The 20,624-nt window shown below is 29.5% G+C and carries 20 protein-coding genes; 10 read left to right on the top strand and 10 right to left on the bottom strand.

Features of this window, described 5'->3' with window-relative positions; genetic code table 11:
• Window positions 1–4 precede the first annotated feature (4 nt).
• The 3 genes from AACZ53_RS04790 to AACZ53_RS04780 are packed head-to-tail and all read right to left on the bottom strand — an operon-like array spanning window position 5 to window position 3,142.
• Window positions 5–1,168, bottom strand: a complete 1,164-nt coding sequence (locus AACZ53_RS04790) for an efflux RND transporter periplasmic adaptor subunit (RefSeq protein WP_339835204.1) — start codon at window positions 1,166–1,168, stop codon at window positions 5–7.
• A 4-nt stretch (window positions 1,169–1,172) separates the two neighbouring features.
• Complete coding sequence (locus AACZ53_RS04785; RefSeq protein WP_339835203.1) at window positions 1,173–2,522, bottom strand: TolC family protein; 1,350 nt, start codon at window positions 2,520–2,522, stop codon at window positions 1,173–1,175.
• Between the two features lie 17 nt (window positions 2,523–2,539).
• The gene (locus AACZ53_RS04780; RefSeq protein WP_339835202.1) at window positions 2,540–3,142 is read right to left on the bottom strand and encodes a TetR/AcrR family transcriptional regulator; all 603 of its coding nucleotides are present in this window, start codon (window positions 3,140–3,142) and stop codon (window positions 2,540–2,542) included.
• Between the two features lie 189 nt (window positions 3,143–3,331).
• Between AACZ53_RS04780 and AACZ53_RS04775 the strand changes: the two genes are divergently transcribed.
• Complete coding sequence (locus tag AACZ53_RS04775; protein ID WP_339835201.1) at window positions 3,332–4,306, top strand: polyprenyl synthetase family protein; 975 nt, start codon at window positions 3,332–3,334, stop codon at window positions 4,304–4,306.
• 6 nt (window positions 4,307–4,312) lie between these two features.
• On the top strand, window positions 4,313–4,663 hold the full coding sequence (locus tag AACZ53_RS04770; protein WP_026717568.1) for a hypothetical protein: 351 nt from the start codon (window positions 4,313–4,315) through the stop codon (window positions 4,661–4,663).
• Here the strand turns inward: AACZ53_RS04770 and AACZ53_RS04765 are convergent.
• Window positions 4,660–5,379 (bottom strand): hypothetical protein, encoded by a 720-nt coding sequence (locus AACZ53_RS04765; RefSeq protein WP_339835198.1) that lies wholly within the window; start codon window positions 5,377–5,379, stop codon window positions 4,660–4,662. The two genes, AACZ53_RS04770 and AACZ53_RS04765, sit on opposite strands and share 4 nt — an antisense overlap.
• 3 nt (window positions 5,380–5,382) lie before the next feature.
• Window positions 5,383–5,913, bottom strand: a complete 531-nt coding sequence (locus tag AACZ53_RS04760) for a hypothetical protein (RefSeq protein ID WP_339835196.1) — start codon at window positions 5,911–5,913, stop codon at window positions 5,383–5,385.
• Between the two features lie 163 nt (window positions 5,914–6,076).
• On the opposite strand from AACZ53_RS04760, the gene AACZ53_RS04755 reads away from it, so the two are divergent.
• On the top strand, window positions 6,077–8,848 hold the full coding sequence (locus AACZ53_RS04755) for a 2-oxoglutarate dehydrogenase E1 component (protein WP_339835194.1): 2,772 nt from the start codon (window positions 6,077–6,079) through the stop codon (window positions 8,846–8,848).
• A 62-nt stretch (window positions 8,849–8,910) separates the two neighbouring features.
• Window positions 8,911–10,125, top strand: a complete 1,215-nt coding sequence (gene odhB, locus AACZ53_RS04750) for a 2-oxoglutarate dehydrogenase complex dihydrolipoyllysine-residue succinyltransferase (RefSeq protein ID WP_339835192.1) — start codon at window positions 8,911–8,913, stop codon at window positions 10,123–10,125.
• 71 nt (window positions 10,126–10,196) lie between these two features.
• On the opposite strand, the gene AACZ53_RS04745 is transcribed toward odhB, so the two are convergent.
• From AACZ53_RS04745 to AACZ53_RS04725, 5 genes are all read right to left on the bottom strand, one after another.
• Window positions 10,197–10,634, bottom strand: coding sequence for a retropepsin-like aspartic protease (locus AACZ53_RS04745; RefSeq protein WP_339835190.1), 438 nt, complete (start codon window positions 10,632–10,634; stop codon window positions 10,197–10,199).
• Window positions 10,594–13,176 (bottom strand): CHAT domain-containing tetratricopeptide repeat protein, encoded by a 2,583-nt coding sequence (locus AACZ53_RS04740; RefSeq protein ID WP_339835188.1) that lies wholly within the window; start codon window positions 13,174–13,176, stop codon window positions 10,594–10,596. Before AACZ53_RS04740 ends, AACZ53_RS04745 begins: the two co-directional genes overlap by 41 nt.
• Window positions 13,157–15,163, bottom strand: coding sequence for a PKD domain-containing protein (locus AACZ53_RS04735; RefSeq protein ID WP_339835186.1), 2,007 nt, complete (start codon window positions 15,161–15,163; stop codon window positions 13,157–13,159). Before AACZ53_RS04735 ends, AACZ53_RS04740 begins: the two co-directional genes overlap by 20 nt.
• A gap of 83 nt (window positions 15,164–15,246) precedes the next feature.
• Window positions 15,247–16,245 carry a hypothetical protein gene (locus tag AACZ53_RS04730; protein WP_339835185.1) on the bottom strand — a complete coding sequence of 333 codons (999 nt, stop codon included), beginning with the start codon at window positions 16,243–16,245 and terminating at the stop codon, window positions 15,247–15,249.
• 93 nt (window positions 16,246–16,338) lie between these two features.
• Window positions 16,339–16,782, bottom strand: coding sequence for a hypothetical protein (locus AACZ53_RS04725; RefSeq protein WP_339835183.1), 444 nt, complete (start codon window positions 16,780–16,782; stop codon window positions 16,339–16,341).
• Between the two features lie 233 nt (window positions 16,783–17,015).
• Here AACZ53_RS04725 and AACZ53_RS04720 point away from each other — a divergent pair, with 233 nt between their 5' ends.
• The 6 genes from AACZ53_RS04720 to AACZ53_RS04695 all read left to right on the top strand — a co-directional run.
• Window positions 17,016–17,387, top strand: a complete 372-nt coding sequence (locus tag AACZ53_RS04720; protein ID WP_339835181.1) for a sigma factor — start codon at window positions 17,016–17,018, stop codon at window positions 17,385–17,387.
• 21 nt (window positions 17,388–17,408) lie between these two features.
• Window positions 17,409–17,597, top strand: coding sequence for a hypothetical protein (locus AACZ53_RS04715; RefSeq protein WP_339835179.1), 189 nt, complete (start codon window positions 17,409–17,411; stop codon window positions 17,595–17,597).
• A 4-nt stretch (window positions 17,598–17,601) separates the two neighbouring features.
• Window positions 17,602–18,327 carry a tetratricopeptide repeat protein gene (locus tag AACZ53_RS04710; RefSeq protein ID WP_339835178.1) on the top strand — a complete coding sequence of 242 codons (726 nt, stop codon included), beginning with the start codon at window positions 17,602–17,604 and terminating at the stop codon, window positions 18,325–18,327.
• Window positions 18,328–18,356: 29 nt separating this feature from the next.
• Window positions 18,357–19,124, top strand: a complete 768-nt coding sequence (locus AACZ53_RS04705; protein ID WP_339835176.1) for a TatD family hydrolase — start codon at window positions 18,357–18,359, stop codon at window positions 19,122–19,124.
• 65 nt (window positions 19,125–19,189) lie between these two features.
• Complete coding sequence (locus AACZ53_RS04700; protein ID WP_339835174.1) at window positions 19,190–20,329, top strand: 1-acyl-sn-glycerol-3-phosphate acyltransferase; 1,140 nt, start codon at window positions 19,190–19,192, stop codon at window positions 20,327–20,329.
• Window positions 20,316–20,624: asparaginase (locus AACZ53_RS04695; RefSeq protein WP_339835172.1), on the top strand; the 309-nt coding region annotated here is incomplete at its 3' end. The genes AACZ53_RS04700 and AACZ53_RS04695, both read left to right, overlap by 14 nt.

Genomic DNA, 20,624 nt, shown 5'->3' with positions numbered 1-20,624 from the left:
CTGCTTATTTAATTATTGATACTTTTTGTCCATCTTTAACACTACGTGCACCTTCTTTGATGATTAAATCACCATCTTTAATTCCTTCAACAATTTCTACTAATTCACCTTGCGATAAACCAACTTTTACAATAACTCTTTTTGCAATAGCATTTCCATTTTTATCTGGATTTTGAGCTATGTATAAGAATTGTTCTCCATCAGCATTTTCTGAAATAATACTTGTTGGAACCGTAATTGCTTTAGGATTTGAATAATCTTTTATCTGAATTTTTGAAGAAAGATTAGGTTTGATATTTCCACTTTTATTTGGCACAGCAATTTGGATCATAAAAGAACGATTTGCTGGATTGATATAGTTTCCTGCTTGAGTTATTTTTGTTGTAAATGTTTCACCTAAAACAGGGAAATCAACAATAACATCTGAACCTTTTTTTACTGTTTCGATATTTTTTTCTGGTACTTCAGCTTCAAGATACATATTTCCTAAACTTACAATTCTTAATATTGGTGAACCTGGGCCAACAACACTTCCTCTTTCCGAAGCAATTTCGTCAATTGTTCCAGAAAACGGTGCTCTTATTACTGTTTTAGATAATTGAGCTCTCATTTGAGCAACAGATTTTAACTGCGCATTATAATTTGTTTTAGCTTGAAGGTATTGAATTTCTGAACCAATTTTTTGATTCCAAAGATTTTGTTGTCTTTCAAAAGTAGTTTTTGCTAAAGCAGCCTGTGTCTCCATTTGTGCTAACTGAGAACTTAATCCACCATCATCAACTCTGGCAAGAGTTTGACCTTTGGCAACTTTTTGACCTTCTTTTACATAAAGTTGTTGTAAAATCCCACCAAATTCAGCATTTAACATCAAGTTTTCTTTGGTTTGAACATTTGCTTGTAATTCTACATAATGATTAAAAACAGTATCTTTTGCAGCTAATGTTGTAATAAGTGTTAGTTTTTCATTTGTGTCTTTTTTTCCAATTGCTTCATCTAATGATTCTAATTCTTTTCTTAAATCGTCTGATTTAGCTACAAGTTCTGTTCTTTTAGCACGCATTTCTTCAAGCGTTCCTTTTTCAATTACAGAGGCAGTTGAGTTTTTTTTATCACCACCACATGATATTAAAATAAGTGATGTTGCTATAATTAGGTATATTTTTTTCATTGTATTATTTGTTTATTAATTTGTCTAAAGCTGTTTTTTTATTGATAACATCAATCATAGATTGAAGATAATTTTGTTGTGCTGTGTAAAGTTGTCTTTGGGCTTCTGTAAATTCAAAACTAGTTGAGATTCCTTCTTTAAACTTAACTTGCTGTTTCTTTTCAATACGTTCTGCTAAATTTAAATTTGATTTTGAAGTTGCATATTGTTCAATACTATATTCATATTCGCTTTTTGAAGAATCATATTGAAGTTTTATCATTTGTTCTGCTTCAGTTAATTGTGTTTCTGCTTGTTCAAAAGCAATTTTAGCTTGTTGATTTTTAGCTTTTCTTCCAAAACTACTAAAGATGGGTACATTTAAACTTACTCCTAAATTTGAATAATTATTCCATGCTTGATTTTGTTTTAAAAAATCGAAAGTATTAGCAAAAGAGTTATATCCGAAGTTAAAATTTGCTCCTAAAGTAGGTAGTGCCGTTGCCTTTTGAGATTTGTATTCTAATCTTCTTTGTTCTTTGAAGTTTTCAGCAATTCTATAATCAATATTATTTGATACATTAAACGAATCTCCACCAAATGATAAGTCAACATTTTTTGTAGTCAAATCATCTAGTTTCTCCGTTAAGATTAATTCATCGTTGAAGTCAATTCCTAGCGTAATTTTTAGCATTTTATTAGAAACGTCAATCAAACGAGTTACGTTACTTAAACTACTGTTCACAGAAGCTAAAGTAATTTGAAGTTGCTCTACACTTTCTTCTTCTATTAATCCATTCTTGTATGTTTCTTTTGTTTCGAAGAGATTTTGTTCAAGGGTAGCCTTGTTTTTTTCTAGAATTAAAATGTTTTCTTGAGCAAGTAATACATTTCCGTAGTAATTCGTAACCATTTCACGAATATCATTATCCGTTTTGAATTTTGAATTTTGATAAAATTGCAAATACGTTTTTGAAGCTTGTAATGCAACAATATAAGAACCATCAAAAATTAATTGGCTTAATGTTGCTCTAGCATTCATACTATGTTTAGTCCCAAAAGCAATAGTTGAAACTGCATTTGGATCACCACCAGTTGAAGGACCAAAAGCATTTCCTGTTATACCTTGTTTTTGAAAATTAAAGTTGTTTGTGTAATCTAAACCTGCATTAATTTGAGGTAAACCTGCAGCAGTTGTTTCCCATTTTTTTTGTTGGGCAGACTCAATGTCTTTCGAAGCATTTATAGCTTTGTAATTATTTTTAAGAGCATGTTCAATAGCTTGATCTAATGTAAAAGAATAGGTTTCTTTTTTCTCTTGAGCATTCATTAAACTTGCAAATAATAAAAACGTTATTATTATTGTTTGTCTCATTAGGTATTGTTTGTTATTTATTTATTGATGTTTATTATTGTTTCTAATTGTATAGTTCCTTTAGGAGTACAGATTCCTCGTAAGTGATATTCTAAGTAACACGATTGAACTGTTTTTGAACTAAATTCTTTGGGGTTAAAAAGTTCAGCATCCTTTATACTAGTCATTCCTGCAAAATAAAACCTGCTTATTAGTTCTTTGTGAATGTCTTTTCTAAACAATCCAAGTTGAATTCCTTTTTCTAAGTTATCAATTACGCAAGTCCCCATTTTATCAAATTGTTTAATCATTAATGACTTGTGAATCTTTGGGTAATATTTTTGCAGTTGATAAATAGGCGAAGTATTTTCATCTTTTAGATGTTGCATCACAAACTCTTTAATGGTAAAAAGTTCTTCAATTGGATTTTTGTCAGCTAAAATAATTTCGTCAATTCCACAAGAGATGTTCTCGAACAAATTAGTAGTAACATCTTTAACTAAATTGTCTTTGTTAGAAAAATGCTGGTAAATTGTTTTTTTAGAAATACCCATTTCGCTAGCAATATCATCCATCGTTACACTTTTAAATCCAAGTGTAAGAAACATATCTGTTGCTTTATTTAAAATTTGGTCTTTCATTATTGTGTGTTCATATTTAATAATTCAAGTGCAAACTTACAACGGAAACTTTAAATACAAAAAAAGTTTCCAAAGTTTTTAACAAAATTTAACATTTACGAAACATTAGCATTATTGATAGCCTTATAAAGTGATTATTCGTTATAATTATTTTACTTTTGTGCTGTTTAATAACCCAATTTTAAAAAAATGCATTCCATTTCAGAATATCAAGAAGTCGTTTCTGCACATTTTAACGCATTAGTTGTAGAAAAAGAGCCTAAAAATTTATATCAACCAATTCAATATATTTTGGGTTTAGGTGGAAAACGAATGCGTCCAGTTTTGACACTAATGGCTGCAGAAATTTTTGATTGTGATTATAAAAAAGCATTACAAGCAGCAACAGCTGTTGAGGTTTTTCATAATTTTTCATTAATTCACGATGATATTATGGACGATGCACCACTAAGGAGAGGTAAAATAACGGTTCATGAAAAATGGAATATCAATACCGGAATTCTATCAGGTGATGCTATGCTTATTTTAGCTTATCAATATTTTGAAGAATATGAACCAACTGTTTTTAGAGCTTTAGCCAAATTGTTTAGCAAGACAGCTTTGGAAGTTTGTGAAGGACAACAATATGATGTGGATTTTGAAACGCGCGATGATGTTACTATCTCAGAATACCTTAAAATGATTGAATATAAAACAGCTGTTTTAGTTGGTGCAGCGATGAAAATGGGAGCAATTGTAGCTGAAACATCTCAAGAAAATGCTGATTTAATTTATGATTTTGGATTGAATTTAGGAATTGCATTTCAGTTACAAGATGACTTTTTAGATGCTTTTGGAAATCCGGAAACTTTTGGAAAACAAATTGGGGGTGACATCATCGAAAATAAAAAAACATTCTTATATTTAAAGGCTTTGGAATTTGGAGCGAAGGAAGATAAAGAACAGTTAATGCATTTGTTTTCAATTCAACCTAAAGATAATTTGGATAAAATAGAAACTGTAAAAACAGTTTTTAATGAATCTGGAGCAAGTATGGCCACACAAGAAGCGATAAAAGAATATACTCAAAAAGCATTTCAAACACTTCAAAAAATGGAAATTTCAGAAGAAAAGAAACAAATCTTATATGTTTTCGGAGAAAAATTAATGAATCGTAACGTTTAGATTTCTATGTTTGAGTTTCCAAAAAATATCGACTCTTTAATTTCTCAAGCAGAGGAAGAGCATTTATATTTTAAATTAATCGAACAAACCAATAAAGATTTTGCTTTAGCTAATGAAGCTATAGATATCCCTTTAGATGTTTTTCCATTACACTTTAAAGAAAGAGTTCATGAAAAAATTCTTAAATTAATTCAATTCAAATTCGCAGAATACCTAAATCTTCTTTATATAATTGATGTTTCAGAAGAACAGATTAAAAAATTAGATGGTTCAGATTTAATTCAATTAGCCGAGCAAGTCACTTTTTTAATCTTAAAAAGGGAATGGCAGAAGGTTTGGTTTAGGAATAAGTATTAGGGCAAAATTATAGGTCCAATTTTATACATCCAAATGTAAAATCCAAGCGAACCTCCAATCAATCCGCTAATAACAAAAGTTAAACGATATTTTAGTGGTATAAATTTAAAAATTACAAAGAGAGAAATAATTAATCCACTAAGACCAAATATTACATCAAATGTACCTTTTGGAATGTTTAAAAATTCAGCAATTTGAGTTTCATCACTTCTGCCAAAATAACTTCCTTTTAACTTAAGAAGTCTTCTTAAAATAGAAAAAGTAGGATTATAAATTTGTCTCATCCAAAAAAGAGATAGAAATACAAAAAACCAATCAATTTTTGAAAAATTAATATTACTCATTTTATTTCTTTTATAAAGAAATAGAAATCCAATGATTCCAGTTAACATAGTTTGTATTGGACCGCCAATTGTAACTAGAAAAGAATCTTTCTCTTGCTTATTTACTAAAGTATAAAATTTTATTTTTTCAGGAAAGGCCTTTTTATTTTTGATTTCAAACTTATTCCTTTCAAACATTTCAATAATTGAATCATTAATATTTGTGTTATATTTTTGATAATTCATGCTTCCATAATGAAGTTTAGTTTCATAACCCAAACTTTTAGCAATCAAAATATGGCCATATTCATGGGACAATGTTCCAATTATAGTAAATATAACAAAAGCTGATGAAAAAATTATAAAGTTCTTTGTCGAAAAAATAAGATTCATAATTTAAAAATAGACCCTAATAAAAGGCATAAAAGCAGTTGTGTAAATATTATTGTTGTCGTTATGTAAAAGATTATAACGAATACCAATTGTAGCATTATTTGTTCTATAACCAGCTCCCAAAAACAAGGCTGTATTCCAATAATTATCATTAATAAAGCTAGGATTATTAAAATCAGTATTTACTCTTAATTCTTCTAATTCAACTGATAATTGAATTTCTTGAATTGGATTCACTAATCCAATAATACTTCCTCCATACAAATGACTTGTGTAAAAATCTTTTTGATTGATATAGCTATATTGAAGTCCAGCTCCTAAAGCTACTTTTTCATTAAAGTTATAAATAGCACTTGGCAAAACCGAAATATTAGTTGAATTGTTGCCAAACGCTAATCCAAGTCCTCCTCCAAATTGTACTCTACTCCAAAATTTGCTTTTCACAACAGGTTCTTGCGCAAAATTTTCCTGAAATGTAAATAATGTAATTATTAGGGCAAATAAACCAATGATTTTTTGTGATTTAAATTTCATTTGTATTTTTTTTAATGATTTAGCAATTATATCTTCCGATAAAGGATTACTATACTTAATTTGCAAATTATTTCATAAATGTATCCAAAAATAAGTAAAATATAATTGCAATTATTGTACTTTTGTCTAATTATTTAACCAAAACGTCTTTTAAGACCACAATATGGATAGGTTTTCCTTTTTAAACGCTGCACATACGGCTTTCTTTGCCGATTTATACGAAGAATATTTACAAAATCCAGATGGTGTTGAACCGAGTTGGAGAAGTTTTTTCCAAGGGTTTGACTTTGCGCAAGCAAATTACGGCTCCGAAAATGTAGCTCAAGAAATTACTAATGGTAATTTTTCTGAGACTATTATTTCTGGTAAAACAGAAAAAGAATTTAATGTTTTACGTTTAATTGATGGCTACAGAACCCGTGGTCATTTATTTACAAAAACCAACCCTGTTAGAGACAGAAGAACTTATAGTCCAACTTTAGCTTTGGAAAATTTTGGCCTTTCAGACGCTGATCTAAACACTGTTTTCGATGCAGCGAAGATGATTAACATGCAGCCAAGTTCTTTAACAGATATTTTAAAACATCTAAATAATGTGTATTGTCAATCCATAGGTGTTGAGTACATGTATATTAGAGAGCCTAAAGCATTAAGTTGGATAAAAAATAGGTTAGACATAAATGACAATCAACCTAATTTTAATTCAGATCAAAAGAAGAATATTTTAGGTAAATTAAATGAAGCTGTTTCTTTTGAAACTTTTTTACATGCTAAATATGTAGGCCAAAAACGTTTTTCTTTAGAGGGATGTGAATCTGCTATTCCTGCTCTAGATGCTTTAATTGAGGCTGCTGCAGAAAAAGGAGTAGAGCAGTTTGTGATGGGAATGGCACATAGAGGTCGTTTAAATGTTTTAGCTAATATCTTCGGAAAAAACACTCAAAACATCTTCTCTGAATTTGATGGAAAAGACTATGATGAAGATAATTCTTTTGATGGAGATGTTAAATATCACTTAGGATTAACTTCAGAAAGAAGTACTAATTCAGGTAAAAAAATAAACTTAAACTTGGCTCCAAATCCTTCACACCTTGAAACAGTAGGTGCAGTTATCGAAGGAATTACAAGAGCTAAACAAGATAGATTATTTCCAAATGACGTTTCAAAAGTATTGCCAATTGCCGTTCACGGTGATGCTGCAATTGCTGGACAAGGAATTGTTTATGAAATTATTCAAATGGCTAATTTAGATGGTTTTAAAACAGGTGGAACTATTCATCTTGTAATAAACAATCAAGTTGGATTTACTACAAATTATTTAGATGCTCGTTCATCTACTTATTGTACAGATATTGCAAAAGTAACATTGTCACCGGTACTTCACGTTAATGCAGATGATGCAGAAGCGGTCGTTCATGCAATGTTGTTTGCTTTAGATTATAGAATGGAATTTGGTTCTGATGTTTTTATCGATTTATTAGGATACAGAAAATATGGTCATAATGAAGGTGATGAACCTAAATTTACCCAGCCAATTTTATATAAAGCTATTGCAAAACAGAAAAACTCAAGAGATATTTATGCCGAAAAATTAAGACAAGAGGGTATTATTGATGCTGGATATGTTAAACAATTAGAAGCAAAATATAAAGCAAAATTAGATGAAAGCTTAGAAGAGTCTCGTAAGAAAGATTTAACAGTTATTACTCCATTTATGCAAAATGAATGGACAGGATTTGAGCAAGTTTCAGATGATGGAATGCTTAAAAAATATAATACAACTTTTGATAAAGCTAAATTGACTGAGATTGCTAAAACCATTTCAGAATTACCAGAAGACAAAAAATTCATTAGTAAAATCAAGAAAATTATCAACGATAGAAAGAACATGTATTTCGAATCGGATAATTTAGATTGGGCGATGGGTGAATTACTTGCATATGGTTCTTTAGTTACAGAAGGATACGATGTTCGTATCACTGGACAGGATGTAGAAAGAGGAACATTCTCTCACCGTCACGCTGTTCTTAAAGTTGAAGAATCAGAAGAAGAAGTAGTTTTAATTGACAAGATAAAAGATAAAAAAGGAAACTTTTACATTTATAATTCACACCTTTCAGAATATGGAGTTGTGGGTTATGAATATGGTTATGCTCTAGCATCACCAAATACATTAACCATTTGGGAAGCACAATTTGGAGATTTCTCTAACGGTGCACAAATTATGATTGACCAGTACATTTCTGCTGGAGAAGACAAATGGAATAACCAAAATGGATTAGTATTATTATTGCCTCATGGTTATGAAAACCAAGGAGCAGAGCATTCATCTGCACGTATGGAACGTTATTTGCAAATGTGTGCAAAACATAATATGTATATTGCAGATTGTACAACTCCAGCGAATTTTTATCACTTGTTGAGAAGACAAATGAAAACAAATTTCCGTAAGCCATTAATTGTGTTTACACCAAAAAGTTTGTTACGTCATCCGTTAGCAGTTTCAACAGCTGATGATATGGCAAATGGTCAATTTCAGGAAATACTAGATGATCCAAATGTAGCTGATAAGAAAACTATCAAAACTTTAGTGTTCTGTACAGGGAAAGTATATTACGATATTATTGCTAAAAGAGAAGAATTGGAAAGAAAGGATGTTGCAGTAGTTCGTTTAGAACAATTATTTCCATTAGCCATTGAACAGATAAAAGAAATTATTGCAAGCTATCCAAATGTTGATGACTATGTTTGGGCTCAAGAAGAACCTAAAAACATGGGAGCTTATAGTTTTATGTTAATGAATTTTGACCTAGTTAAACTTCGTTTAGCATCACCAAAAGCTTATAGTGCACCAGCAGCAGGAAGTTACGAACGTTCTAAAAAACGTCAAAAGAATGCTATTGCCATGATTTTTGATAAAGCATTATTTCAATAAAAATAACAACACAAACGTAGCCCTTAATTAATTAAAAGGGTAAACTTTTAAACTAAAAGAATATGATTTTAGAAATGAAAGTCCCATCACCGGGAGAATCAATTACAGAAGTAGAAATTGCAACTTGGTTAGTACAAGATGGCGATTACGTAGAAAAAGATCAAGCTATTGCTGAGGTTGACTCAGATAAAGCTACTTTAGAGTTACCTGCTGAAGAAAGTGGAATTATTACACTAAAAGCCGAAGAAGGAGATGCAGTAGCAGTTGGAGCAGTTGTCTGTTTAATTGATACAAGTGCAGCAAAACCAGCAGGTGATGCACCAGCTAAAACTGAAGCAAAAGTAGAAGAGAAAAAAACAGAAGCGCCAAAAGCAGCACCAGTTGCTGAGAAAACGTATGCTTCTCAAACCCCTTCTCCAGCAGCAAGAAAAATTTTAGATGAAAAAAATATTCAATCTACTGATATTGCTGGAACAGGTAAAGGTGGAAGAATAACTAAAGATGATGCTGTAAATGCTGTGCCTTCAATGGGAACTCCAACAGGTAGTTCTCGTGGTTCTGAAAGAACTAAATTATCAATGTTACGTAGAAAAGTAGCTGAACGATTAGTAGCTGCTAAAAATGAAACCGCTATGTTAACGACTTTTAACGAAGTTAACATGACACCAATTAATACTATTAGAAATCAATATAAAGACGAATTCAAAGCTAAGCACAATGGTGTTGGCTTAGGATATATGTCATTCTTTACAAAAGCAGTTACAAGAGCTTTACAATTATATCCAGATGTGAATTCAATGATGGATGGTGATTATAAAATTGCTTATGATTTTGTAGATATTTCAATTGCAGTTTCTGGACCAAAAGGGCTTATGGTTCCGGTTGTTAGAAATGCCGAAAACTTAACATTTAGAGGTGTTGAAGCAGAAATTAAACGATTAGCAATAAGAGCTCGTGATGGACAAATTACGGTTGATGACATGACTGGTGGAACATTTACTATTACAAATGGTGGTGTTTTTGGAAGTATGTTGTCTACGCCAATTATCAATCCTCCACAATCTGGAATTTTAGGAATGCACAATATTATTGATCGTCCAATCGCAGTGAATGGAAAAGTTGAAATTCATCCAATGATGTATGTTGCCTTGTCTTATGACCATAGAATTATTGATGGTCGTGAGTCTGTTGGTTTCTTAGTAGCTGTTAAAGAAGCATTAGAAAACCCAATGGAATTATTATTAGACAATAATCCTAAGAAAGCTTTAGAACTATAGTAGATTAAAGTTCAATATAAAAAAATCCCAAATTCTTAATTGAGTTTGGGATTTTTTATTTGGTTTTAAATCTATTTCAAATATAAATAATGATTGGCATAATCAATAATAGCTTTTCCCTCTAATAAAATATCAGCACCGATGATTCCATTTACAGGTTTGGTTTTATAACTTACTAAGGCTTCATTAACGTGACTCATATCAAAAACTACTAAATTCAAAGTTTCTGATTTCCATCTTCCCATTTGCAATTTGTTTTTTTTAGATAATTGCGTAAGCATTCCAGTGGCACCAGCACCAGCAGCTTTTGTTTCGGAGTTTTCTGCAAACAATTCGAATTTAATAATTTCATCAAATCCTACACAACTATTACTTGCACCGGTATCCAAAATAAATGTTCCTTTGATGTTGTTTATTTTGGCAGTTACTAATAAATGTTGCGTTTTTAAAACTTTAAACTTTATTTTTTTATATTTTTTTCCTTTTAAAAATTCTTGAATTTCTTCCATAAATCAAAAGTAAAATAATAATTAGAATTCCTCCAAAAAGCAAGTAATAAAAATAATTATTTGTTTCAGAATCAACAGCACCGTAATAGACAAACGAACTCCAATAATAAGGTGATTTTTTAGTGTTTGAAATCTCATTATCTTCTAAATAATCCATTTTTGAAAGGTAGTTGGATTCAAAAAAAGAATTGGTTTTTTTAAAGTTTTCGTAAAAATTAGTCATTAATTGTGCAGTTGCAAAATCATTAATTTTCCATAAACTGAATAATATGTTTTTTGCTCCAGCATACTGAAAAGCCCTTGCAATACTCATAGCCCCTTCCCCTTTTTGCAGTTTCCCAATTCCAGTTTCACAAGCACTTAAAACTACTAGTTGTGGATGGCAATTTTCCAAAGCATATAATTCTTGAATAAGCATTAAATCGTCATAAAAAACCAAAGTTGCGGGTTCATTAAATGTGCCACTTGTTCCATGAGTTGATAAATGTAAAATGCTATACTTGCTGCAATTTTCCAAGAAATTTTCTTTAGAAGCATTTTCATTCATAAATAATTTGGCATTGAAAGGAATTAATGCTTTTGCTTCCTCTTTGGAATATAATAATTCGGCATTTGTGTTTTCAAAAACAGGGAAAAACCCAACAATCGTATTCTGCTTTTCTTTCGGAATATTTTCTATATAAAATGTTGCATTCGTTTGGTAAGCTAATTTATTCTGAAATACTAAAAACGGAATTTTACTATAATTTTTGGAAGTTGTTTTTTGAGTTACCAATGCATCAAAGGAAACAAAATTCAATAATCCATCTGGAATAATTATGGTGTTTTTATTTCTTTGTAAGTTAGGTAATTTTAAATTTTCATACAATTTAAAACTTATCTTGGTAAACAAATTTATGTCATTATTTATAACTGATGCATCATCAAAAGAGTGAATAAAATTCTTTAATGTTGAAGCAAAGGCTTTATCAATAATAATCTTATTCCAAGAGATTTTTTTATCAATTATTTGAAATTCATAAACCGATTCATTTCCCCAAAAGAAATAAACCAATTGCGCTTTATCTTTTTTAATTTTATCATATAAAGTATTGATTTCAAATGACTTATTTATGTCTTTTTTAAATTGCTTTTGAATTTTTTCATTATAACTCTTCAATTCCATACTAATTGAAGCTAATTTAGAGTTTATTGTCTCAATTTCGTTCGGATTTTCACCTGTTATTTGCAATCGTATTAACTTATTAATTAACGTTTCTTGTTGGGAAGTTAGTTGATTTTGAAGTAGTAAGTTTTTGTTTTTTGGATGTAATTCCAATAAAATTTTCAGTTGATTTTTATCTTTTAAAACAATATTTTTACTTTTTTCGGCAAATAAAAATGCTTTTTCAATACAAGAATTATCTTTTGATTTTTGATATTCGTTCCAAAAGATTTGCAGACATTTTTCGGTTCGTTTACGATCATTAAATTGCTGAATAATTAAAGATTCTTGTGAAACAATATTGTCTTTTATCAAATCACTGACATAAAAACTCAAGTTGTAATAATCGATTTTCTTTTTGGAATTCGTTTCTAATTTTGCCATTCCATCAAAAATAGCTAGAAACGTATTTTCTGCATACAAACTATTTTTTTCTGGCAAAGACATTTTTTTTTCTAAAGGCAATAACGTTTGTAATGCTTTAGAAAGTAACATTTTCGTTTTCTTATCCTGTTTTAAAAATTGATAAATAGAAGCTTCATCCACATACATTTTGGCAACTTCTCTTGCCGTGAAATTTTTATTCTTAAAAAAGGCAGTTTTTGCTTTTTCAAAGTAATTTATTGCTTCATCAACTTTGTTGTTTTGAATAGATAAAAATGATTTGGTTTTTAAATTTTGATATTCATCCTCATCAGAATTCTGAAGTAATTGATTAGCATTTTCATACTTTTTTAAAACAATGTAATTTACAGCCATTTCTTCTTGAATTCTTTTGCTTTGAACAGATGAAACAGCCTTGTTTTTGGAAACTTTTTGAAGCAAATCAATTGCAGTTTGATGTTTTCCAATGCTTTTATAAACAATAGATAAATTAATGTAACCCGAAATAATGGTAGCCTGATTGTTTTCTTTTTCGGCAATGAAAATGTATTTTTTAATAATGTTTTCAGCTAAAGTAAAATTGCCTGATTTGGTGTATATAGTTCCTAATGGTTTCAAACAATATTCTACAATATCATAATTGGAAAGTTTGTTTTTGTCGAATAGTTTCCATCCTTTTTCATAAGAAGTTAGAGCATTTTTCTCGAAGTTACTTTTCATTTCAAAAGAACCTTTATTGCAATAAAAAATCACTAAAGCGAGTTGTTCATCAAATGATTTTACTCTAGTAGAAAATTCCTTTTCTTTTCTATTTAAAACTTCTAAAGATTTTTTATTTGGATTGGCAACAAAACCATCAACGGAATCATAGATTTGGTCTTCTAAAGTTTGAGAAAAACTAATAGAAGTAATGAAGAAGATTAAAAAAAATATCTTAAAATTTCCAAATTGCATAGAATTGCCACGAATCAAAATCGCTTTTAAAGTTTTTATAATATCTTATTCCTACACTTGGACCAATTCTCGCAAAACCGAGTGTTACATCAGCGAATAATTGTGTCTGTACTCGAGTCTTCTCTTTGGTTGAAGTGTTGATTTCTCTTTTCAATTGTGGAATTTCAGCATCAGGAACAAAACCAGTTGTGTTTTGAATAGCTTGATAATATTGAAAGGTTTCGCTAGTTTCTTTTGTTGAGGATAATGTTGTAGAAAATTGCGGACCAAATCCAATTCCTATATAATTATTTACATTATATCTCAGTGAAACAGGAACAATATCCGTTACTATTCTATTGGTTTGACTTGTAGTAGTTTTTCTTTCAAAACCAATATCAGAAACCGTTCCGTCTGGATTTTGAATTGGGGGATTAAAATTTACTTGACTTAAATCTGATGTTAATGTAGCTTCATCAAAATCTAACTTATTAAAGAGTAATTCAGATTGCCAATACCAACGATAAGATTTATAGGGTGAAATTGTTGCACCTACAAAATAACTTTTTGCATTTTCTAATTTAGGAAAATAATTATAACCCGTTTTTGTACCAATTGAAATTCCAGGATTGAATCTCGTAACAGAATAATTAGTAATAATTGGATCGTTTTTATCAAAGATAATGGCTGTTCTACTTTTGGTTTTAATTTTATGAAAATCTTTTCCAAACTTTAAACTGTATTTTACAAAACCCTTGGTTGAATCTTTTTCGGTTACATTTTTTTGTTCGCTTCCAGGTAAATAAATATTTTTGAAAGTGAAGATTATTTGTTTTTGAGTCACGATGGTATCTAAACAACTGTAACGAACTTCTTGATTTTTTGGACAAATAGGGCATTCGGGATACATACTTTCAATTTGAAGAGTAGATTTATCATACATATCAGGAACATCAGTTTCTAATCGAATGATTGTGGCTGGTCCTTCACCATTATTTTGAAAACGCGTTTTGAATTTTACTCTTTTAAAGCGAACCAATCTATAATTGATAAACAAACCATTTGTTGACATTTTGTTTGGATCATGAGAAGTAACAATTTCCATTTCCATGTCTTTTATTTTGTGATTTTCGTAATTAGAATCTGGCACATAAATACTACGTACTTTTAAAATAGCACTCGTATCTTTAATCATTTCTGGAGTTGTTTTTAAAGTAAAAAAGATATTTCGTTGCTCATTTGGATTCATATTATTGAACGTAATGGTTTTTCCTTTCTTAAATTTTTGTTTAGATTCTTCTAGAGAAATTGCTAGATTTTTTCTAATAGTTGTGTCTTGAAATTTAGCAGTAGAATACATTAAATTTTCAATTGAAGCATAACTTGAATTGTTGTAGTCAAAATCTTCACTATAAACTAAATCACTTGAAATTTCTTCTACATTTTCGTTGTGATAATTTCGGGTTTCTATTAAATCAAAATTGTCATTTTTAAACTCTTTTTCGTTGTAATAAAAATAAATTTTCCCATTGGTTACGTAGTCTTTTTCGTTTTTATAACTTAATATTACTACAAACTCTTCATCAGGCAAAGGTTCACGATTTCTTCTTAAAATGATATTATCATCCATAAGTTGAATTTCATTATCAGTAGCATCAGCCTTATCATTTGTTTTTACTTTTTGCGGTCGAGTTGTTGGCGTTTTTCCTGAGTCATAATTATTGGTTGCCCAAAGTTTTACTTCATAAACACCAGCTTCTTTAAACGTATGATTTGGTTCTTCTTTGGTAGAAAAATTTCCATCTCCAAATTCCCAATAGTGACTATAAAATGCTTTTGGAGCACCTGCAATTTGATTTAAAAGTGGTTTTTCGGATTTAAAAGTAAAAGAATTATTATTTTGAATCGGAATAATAGTTGCTTTTCTTGAAGTTGTATCAAGTGGTTTTGTTTGAGAAAAACTCAATAATGAAACCAGAAATAAAAGTAACGTGCTAATTCTTAACATGACTTCTAGGTTTTAAGTTATAAAAATAGGAAAAAGCGATGAGTAAATCATCACTTTCTCCAAAAAACAAAACAGAACTAAATTTATGGTAGGGCATTTATAGCAGCTATAAGTTGTGCTTCAGAACCAACAGTTGTTTCAGCTATAGTAAATGTATAAACAGCATTTTCTGATATTGTTACGGGTTTGATTGCATATCTCCATTGACCATTTTCTTCGGTAGCAAAAATAATATGACATGCTAAACCAACAGGTATTTGACCATAATGCTCTGAAAACAATCCAGTATTTGCATCATAAGTATCTAATTTTGCTAAGGCATTTCCTTCACCATCATAATGTAAATAAATGGCACTATTTTGAAAATTATATCCAGAAGGAACAGCCGCTAAAATTTGAGTTTTTAATCCAACATAATTATAAAATTTATCCACATTTGTCCATCCAAAACTATTAAAGAAAGCAAAGTAAGTTTGTCCACCACCTGCACCTTGTTCTAAGAATACTCCTCCTTGACCAACTGTGTTAACTTCTTCTTCCCAATCTAAATTTCCCTCATTGTCAACAGTTCCATTCCATAAAACCATATCATTATCTGGTGCAGTTAAATTAGCTGGGATTCTTAAATTCATTGTACAACCTAAATCCAATTGTTGTCCGTTTTTTGTAGCGTTGATATAAAACTCACCTCCAGAAATTATCATAGCCATATCTCCATTTGGTAATTTTCCCATTGTAGTTTTGTCGGTAACAAGCATTTGTCCACCATCAAAAACTTCAACATATTCAATATCAATTTGTCCTGTTACTGCATTTCCGTTTAAAGTAAGACAGTTAGCATTTATGTCTATTTCTACACCATTTGCGGAAGTTAAAGTTGTCATTCCGCTTGCACCATCAATTTGAAAGGTTTGAGTCATATCTTCTAAAGCAGCTTGTCTAATAGAATTAAATGCAGTTGAAGAAGGAACATAGTTTTGAGAAGTTGAATCGTCATCAGAATTACAACTTGTAAAGGTGATTGCAAAAGCAAAAAGCATTATAAATAATCTGTTTGCCATTAATACGTTTTTTGTGTTCATTGTTTTCATAATTTCTAAAGTTTAAGTATTATTTTTTATTGTTTACAATATATCAACTGGATAATGTATTTGTTACCCAGTTGATTTGTTTTTTTATTTAAAGTCAGCTTTAACTACTATTTTAAAGTTTAAAATGTCTCCTGTACTTACAAGTTCAATCATTTTTTTAGCTTGACTTTCTGAACTTGAATAGCCTTTTGCTTTTCCGTTCGAAGTTTCAACTTCCCAAAAGAATAATCTTAAGTTAGAATTTAAAACCTCATTTTTAAGTTGAAAGAATGTTTCAATTTTTTTGTCTAAAATAATTTCACCGGCAGATACAAGTAGTATCATTTTTTGAGCTTCTTCTAAAGAATTTGCAGTTCCAGCATAATTTCCGGTTACTGTTTTTACACTCCAGTCATAAATTTCTACGATATTTTCTCTTGACATTGAAGGTGTGATTTCTAAATTGTTTGAAGTTGTTGTTACTTCTGTAGCGTTAACATTTACAAATGATAAAGCTAAAATTGCGATTGTGAAGATTGATTTTCTCATGATTTCTAAATTTTATTATTAATGTTATTTTTTGTTTTATATCGTTATATCAATTCAAGTTTTAATTTGTTACCCATGTTTTTGATTTTTTTTAAATTTCTTTTGGATAACATTTTAAAAACAAAATTTTGAAGAACGATTACATCTACATATAAAGTAGCTTTGAAAATTGTTACCCATTAAATCAAATAATTTTTTAATTCTTTTTATATTAGCTAATAAATAAAGACTTTATGGCTTCAAAAATTTTACATCAAGATCAAGTTTATATTGACGGCTTACTTAATAATAATTCCTCAATCATTGAATCTATATATAAAAAGTTTGCACCAAAAGTCACTTATTATATAAAGATGAATAGTGGAAGTGCAGATGAAGCGCAAGATGTAATACAAGAAGTATTAATTACAATATATAATCAAGCTAAAACAAAAGGGTTAGAATTAACATGTCCTTTTGATGCTTACTTTTTTTTATTATGTAAAAGAAAATGGCTAAATGAATTAAAAAAATCTTCTAATAAAGAGGTAACAATTAAAGATGAAAATGTATCTATAGACAAAGACGTTGAAAAATTAGCTATCGAAACCGAAGTTCAAGACTAGAAACAATCCTTATTTGACGAAATGTTTCAAAAATTAGGAGAAAAATGCCAAGAAGTTTTGAAATTGAGTTTTGTAACTAAAACGATGGAAGAAGTGGCTAGTAAAATGAACGTGACTTATGCTTATGTGAGAAAGAAAAAATCCATTTGTACAGGTCAATTGACAGAACTTATTCAACAATCAAACAGATACCAATCTTTAAAATACTAAAGTGATGCAAGAAGAATTATACATAGCGTTTGAAAATTATCTCAATAATGAAATGTCATTCGAAGAGAAAAACGCTTTTGAAAACCAACTTCAAATTGATGAAGAAATCAAAAAGCAATTTGAACTTTACAAAGAAACAACTCAGTTTTTAGAGGTAAAATTTTCTAAACAAACAGATGATTTCAAAGAAAATTTAAAGTCTATTTCTGAAAATTATTTTTCAGATACTCCTAAAAAGAAATCAAAAGTAATATCGTTACAATCAAAATGGTTTGCCATTGCAGCAATGTTGGTTGTCTTTATCGGAATTTGGTTTTTAAATAATAATGGAAATCCTTCTTATTCTGATTTCAACAATCACAATGATGCTCAATTTATAGAAAGAAGTGAAGGAAATCTTTATTTAAAAGCTGCACAAGATTATTTCAATACACAAGATTATCAAAAAGCTTCTGAAAGTTTTGCTAAAATAGAAAATCTAACCAATCCAGAAATTCAGTTATATTTCGCTATTAGTTTAATTGAGACTGATAATTATTCAAAAGCAAAAATTTTATTAGAAAATGTAAGTCAAGGAAATTCAGTTTATAAAGAAGATGCCATTTGGTATTTAGCTTTATCATCTTTGAAACAAAAGAATTATGAAGCATCAAAAAAATATCTTCAACAAATTACAGAAGATTCAGAAAAGTATAGTTCAGCTAAAAAACTTTTAGATGATTTAGATTAATTGTACTTTTGCAACTTGCAAAACACATAATGATACTAACAGATACGCACACACACTTATATTCAGAAGAATTTGATCAAGACAGAGAGCAAGTCATTCAAAAAGCAATTGATGCTGGAGTTTCTCGTTTTTTTATTCCTTCTATTGATTCTAGTTATACTTTAAAAATGTATGATTTGGAAAGTCAATTTCCTGAAAATATATTTTTAATGATGGGATTGCATCCAACTTATGTCAAAGAAAATTATTTAGACGAATTAGCTCACGTTGAAGCTGAATTGGAAAAAAGAAAATTCTATGCCATTGGAGAAATTGGTATTGATTTGTTTTGGGACAAAACATTTTTAAAACAACAACAACAAGCTTTTAAACATCAAATTCAATTAGCTAAAAAATATAATTTAGGAATAAACATTCATTGTCGTGATGCTTTTGAAGAAGTTTTCGAAGTATTAGAATCTGAAAAAGAAGATAAGTTGTTCGGAATTTTTCATTGTTTCACAGGTAGTTTGGAACAAGCACATCAAGCTATTTCACTTGGAATGAAATTAGGAATTGGAGGAGTTTCGACTTTTAAAAACGGAAAAATTGATCAATTTCTTAACCAAATTGATTTAAAACATATTGTTTTGGAGACGGATTCACCTTATTTAGCACCAGTTCCTTTTCGTGGAAAAAGAAATGAAAGTAGTTATACGTTGTTAGTAGCTCAGAAATTAGCAGATATTTATAAGGTTTCAGTTGAAGAAATTGCTATAATTACAACCAAAAATTCTAAAGCTGTTTTTGGGATTTAAGTAAAAATTGCCTTTAAATTCATTATTTTTTTGTTCTTTTGCTTTCTTAAAATTAAAATTAATACATGTCAAAGTTTGATGCTATTCGACCTTTTTATGATAGTGAAGTAAACAATGCTTTAAAATCTTCATTAAATCATCCTATGATGAAAGCGTTAATGGACTTTACTTTTCCAGGTGTAGAGGATGAAGTTTGGAAGGCTAAGTTGATTGAAACACATTCTATTAGAGACTTTCAGTGTAATTTTATTTATAAATCTGTACAAAAAGTTTTAGAAAAAAGTTCAGATGGATTAACAACTTCTGGTTTTGAAAAATTAAAACCAAACACTGCGTATCTTTTTATTTCAAACCATAGAGATATAATTTTAGATACATCTTTATTAAATTTGGCATTATTTGATCATGGCTTAGTAATGACTGCTTCAGCTATTGGTGATAATTTAGTCAAAAAAGCATTTTTGCACACCCTTTCAAAACTAAATAGAAATTTTGTAGTTCAAAGAGGGCTTTCTCCAAGAGAGTTGCTGGAAAGTTCTAAAAACTTGTCAGAATATATTTCTCAGCTATTATTGCATGAAAATCGTTCAGTTTGGATTGCTCAACGCGAAGGAAGAACAAAAGATGGAAACGATGCTACTCATTCAGGTGTTTTAAAGATGCTTTCGATGGGTTCTGATGAGAAAAATATTATGAATTATTTTAAGAAAATTAAAATTGTTCCTGTTTCACTTTCGTATGAATATGACCCAACAGATGCATTGAAAATGCCGCAACTTTTAGCAGAAGCAAAACAAGAGATATATATTAAGGAGAAAAATGAAGATTTTATTACTTTATTAAGTGGAATTATCGGACAAAAGAAAAGAATTCATATCCATATTGGTGATATTTTAGATTCAGAAATAGATGAAGTTGTTTCTCTTGAGCAAAACCCAAATAAGCAAATTCAATTGTTAACCCTAAAAGTTGATGATTCAATTTTAAAGTCTTATAAATTGTGGCCTACTAATTATATTGCTTATGATATGTTATACAACACCAATCAGTTTGAAAAAGAATATACATTAGAAGAAAAACAATTGTTTCAAAGAAGGTTAGAATTGCGAATAGATGACAATTCAGTTGTGTTAAAAGAAGGATTTTTAGCTATGTATGCTAATCCAGTTGTAAACAAATTGAAATACAATAATGCCACAGTCTAAACCTAAAATTTTACTTATTTATACTGGTGGTACTATTGGTATGATTAAAGACTATGAAACAGGAGCCTTAAAAGCATTTGATTTTAAAAAATTATTAAAAAGAATTCCAGAATTGCAATTGTTAGATTGTGAAATTGATACAGTTTCATTTGATGAACCTTTAGACTCATCAAATATCAGCATACAAGATTGGCAAAATATAGCTTCAATTATAGAAGACAAGTATGAGTTTTTTGATGGATTTGTTGTTTTACATGGTTCTGATACGATGTCTTATAGTGCCTCAGCTTTGAGT

It is taken from the genome of uncultured Flavobacterium sp. (assembly GCF_963975005.1).
Classification (GTDB): domain Bacteria; phylum Bacteroidota; class Bacteroidia; order Flavobacteriales; family Flavobacteriaceae; genus Flavobacterium.
The sequence above is the reverse complement of the archived record's forward strand: the minus strand, read 5'-3'. Positions and strand labels throughout refer to the sequence as shown.

What these genes read in the sequence shown, in the direction of transcription:
- AACZ53_RS04700 (WP_339835174.1), top strand. Translation starts at nt 19,190, where the DNA reads ATGTCAAAGTTTGATGCTATTCGACCTTTTTATGATAGTGAAGTAAAC.
- AACZ53_RS04745 (WP_339835190.1), bottom strand. Translation starts at nt 10,634, where the DNA reads ATGGAAGAAATTCAAGAATTTTTAAAAGGAAAAAAATATAAAAAAATA.
- AACZ53_RS04755 (WP_339835194.1), top strand. Translation starts at nt 6,077, where the DNA reads ATGGATAGGTTTTCCTTTTTAAACGCTGCACATACGGCTTTCTTTGCC.
- AACZ53_RS04770 (WP_026717568.1), top strand. Translation starts at nt 4,313, where the DNA reads ATGTTTGAGTTTCCAAAAAATATCGACTCTTTAATTTCTCAAGCAGAG.
- AACZ53_RS04730 (WP_339835185.1), bottom strand. Translation starts at nt 16,245, where the DNA reads ATGAACACAAAAAACGTATTAATGGCAAACAGATTATTTATAATGCTT.
- AACZ53_RS04720 (WP_339835181.1), top strand. Translation starts at nt 17,016, where the DNA reads ATGGCTTCAAAAATTTTACATCAAGATCAAGTTTATATTGACGGCTTA.
- AACZ53_RS04735 (WP_339835186.1), bottom strand. Translation starts at nt 15,163, where the DNA reads ATGTTAAGAATTAGCACGTTACTTTTATTTCTGGTTTCATTATTGAGT.
- AACZ53_RS04775 (WP_339835201.1), top strand. Translation starts at nt 3,332, where the DNA reads ATGCATTCCATTTCAGAATATCAAGAAGTCGTTTCTGCACATTTTAAC.
- AACZ53_RS04790 (WP_339835204.1), bottom strand. Translation starts at nt 1,168, where the DNA reads ATGAAAAAAATATACCTAATTATAGCAACATCACTTATTTTAATATCA.
- AACZ53_RS04785 (WP_339835203.1), bottom strand. Translation starts at nt 2,522, where the DNA reads ATGAGACAAACAATAATAATAACGTTTTTATTATTTGCAAGTTTAATG.
- AACZ53_RS04715 (WP_339835179.1), top strand. Translation starts at nt 17,409, where the DNA reads ATGTTTCAAAAATTAGGAGAAAAATGCCAAGAAGTTTTGAAATTGAGT.
- AACZ53_RS04710 (WP_339835178.1), top strand. Translation starts at nt 17,602, where the DNA reads ATGCAAGAAGAATTATACATAGCGTTTGAAAATTATCTCAATAATGAA.
- AACZ53_RS04780 (WP_339835202.1), bottom strand. Translation starts at nt 3,142, where the DNA reads ATGAAAGACCAAATTTTAAATAAAGCAACAGATATGTTTCTTACACTT.
- odhB (WP_339835192.1), top strand. Translation starts at nt 8,911, where the DNA reads ATGATTTTAGAAATGAAAGTCCCATCACCGGGAGAATCAATTACAGAA.
- AACZ53_RS04740 (WP_339835188.1), bottom strand. Translation starts at nt 13,176, where the DNA reads ATGCAATTTGGAAATTTTAAGATATTTTTTTTAATCTTCTTCATTACT.
- AACZ53_RS04760 (WP_339835196.1), bottom strand. Translation starts at nt 5,913, where the DNA reads ATGAAATTTAAATCACAAAAAATCATTGGTTTATTTGCCCTAATAATT.
- AACZ53_RS04725 (WP_339835183.1), bottom strand. Translation starts at nt 16,782, where the DNA reads ATGAGAAAATCAATCTTCACAATCGCAATTTTAGCTTTATCATTTGTA.
- AACZ53_RS04705 (WP_339835176.1), top strand. Translation starts at nt 18,357, where the DNA reads ATGATACTAACAGATACGCACACACACTTATATTCAGAAGAATTTGAT.
- AACZ53_RS04765 (WP_339835198.1), bottom strand. Translation starts at nt 5,379, where the DNA reads ATGAATCTTATTTTTTCGACAAAGAACTTTATAATTTTTTCATCAGCT.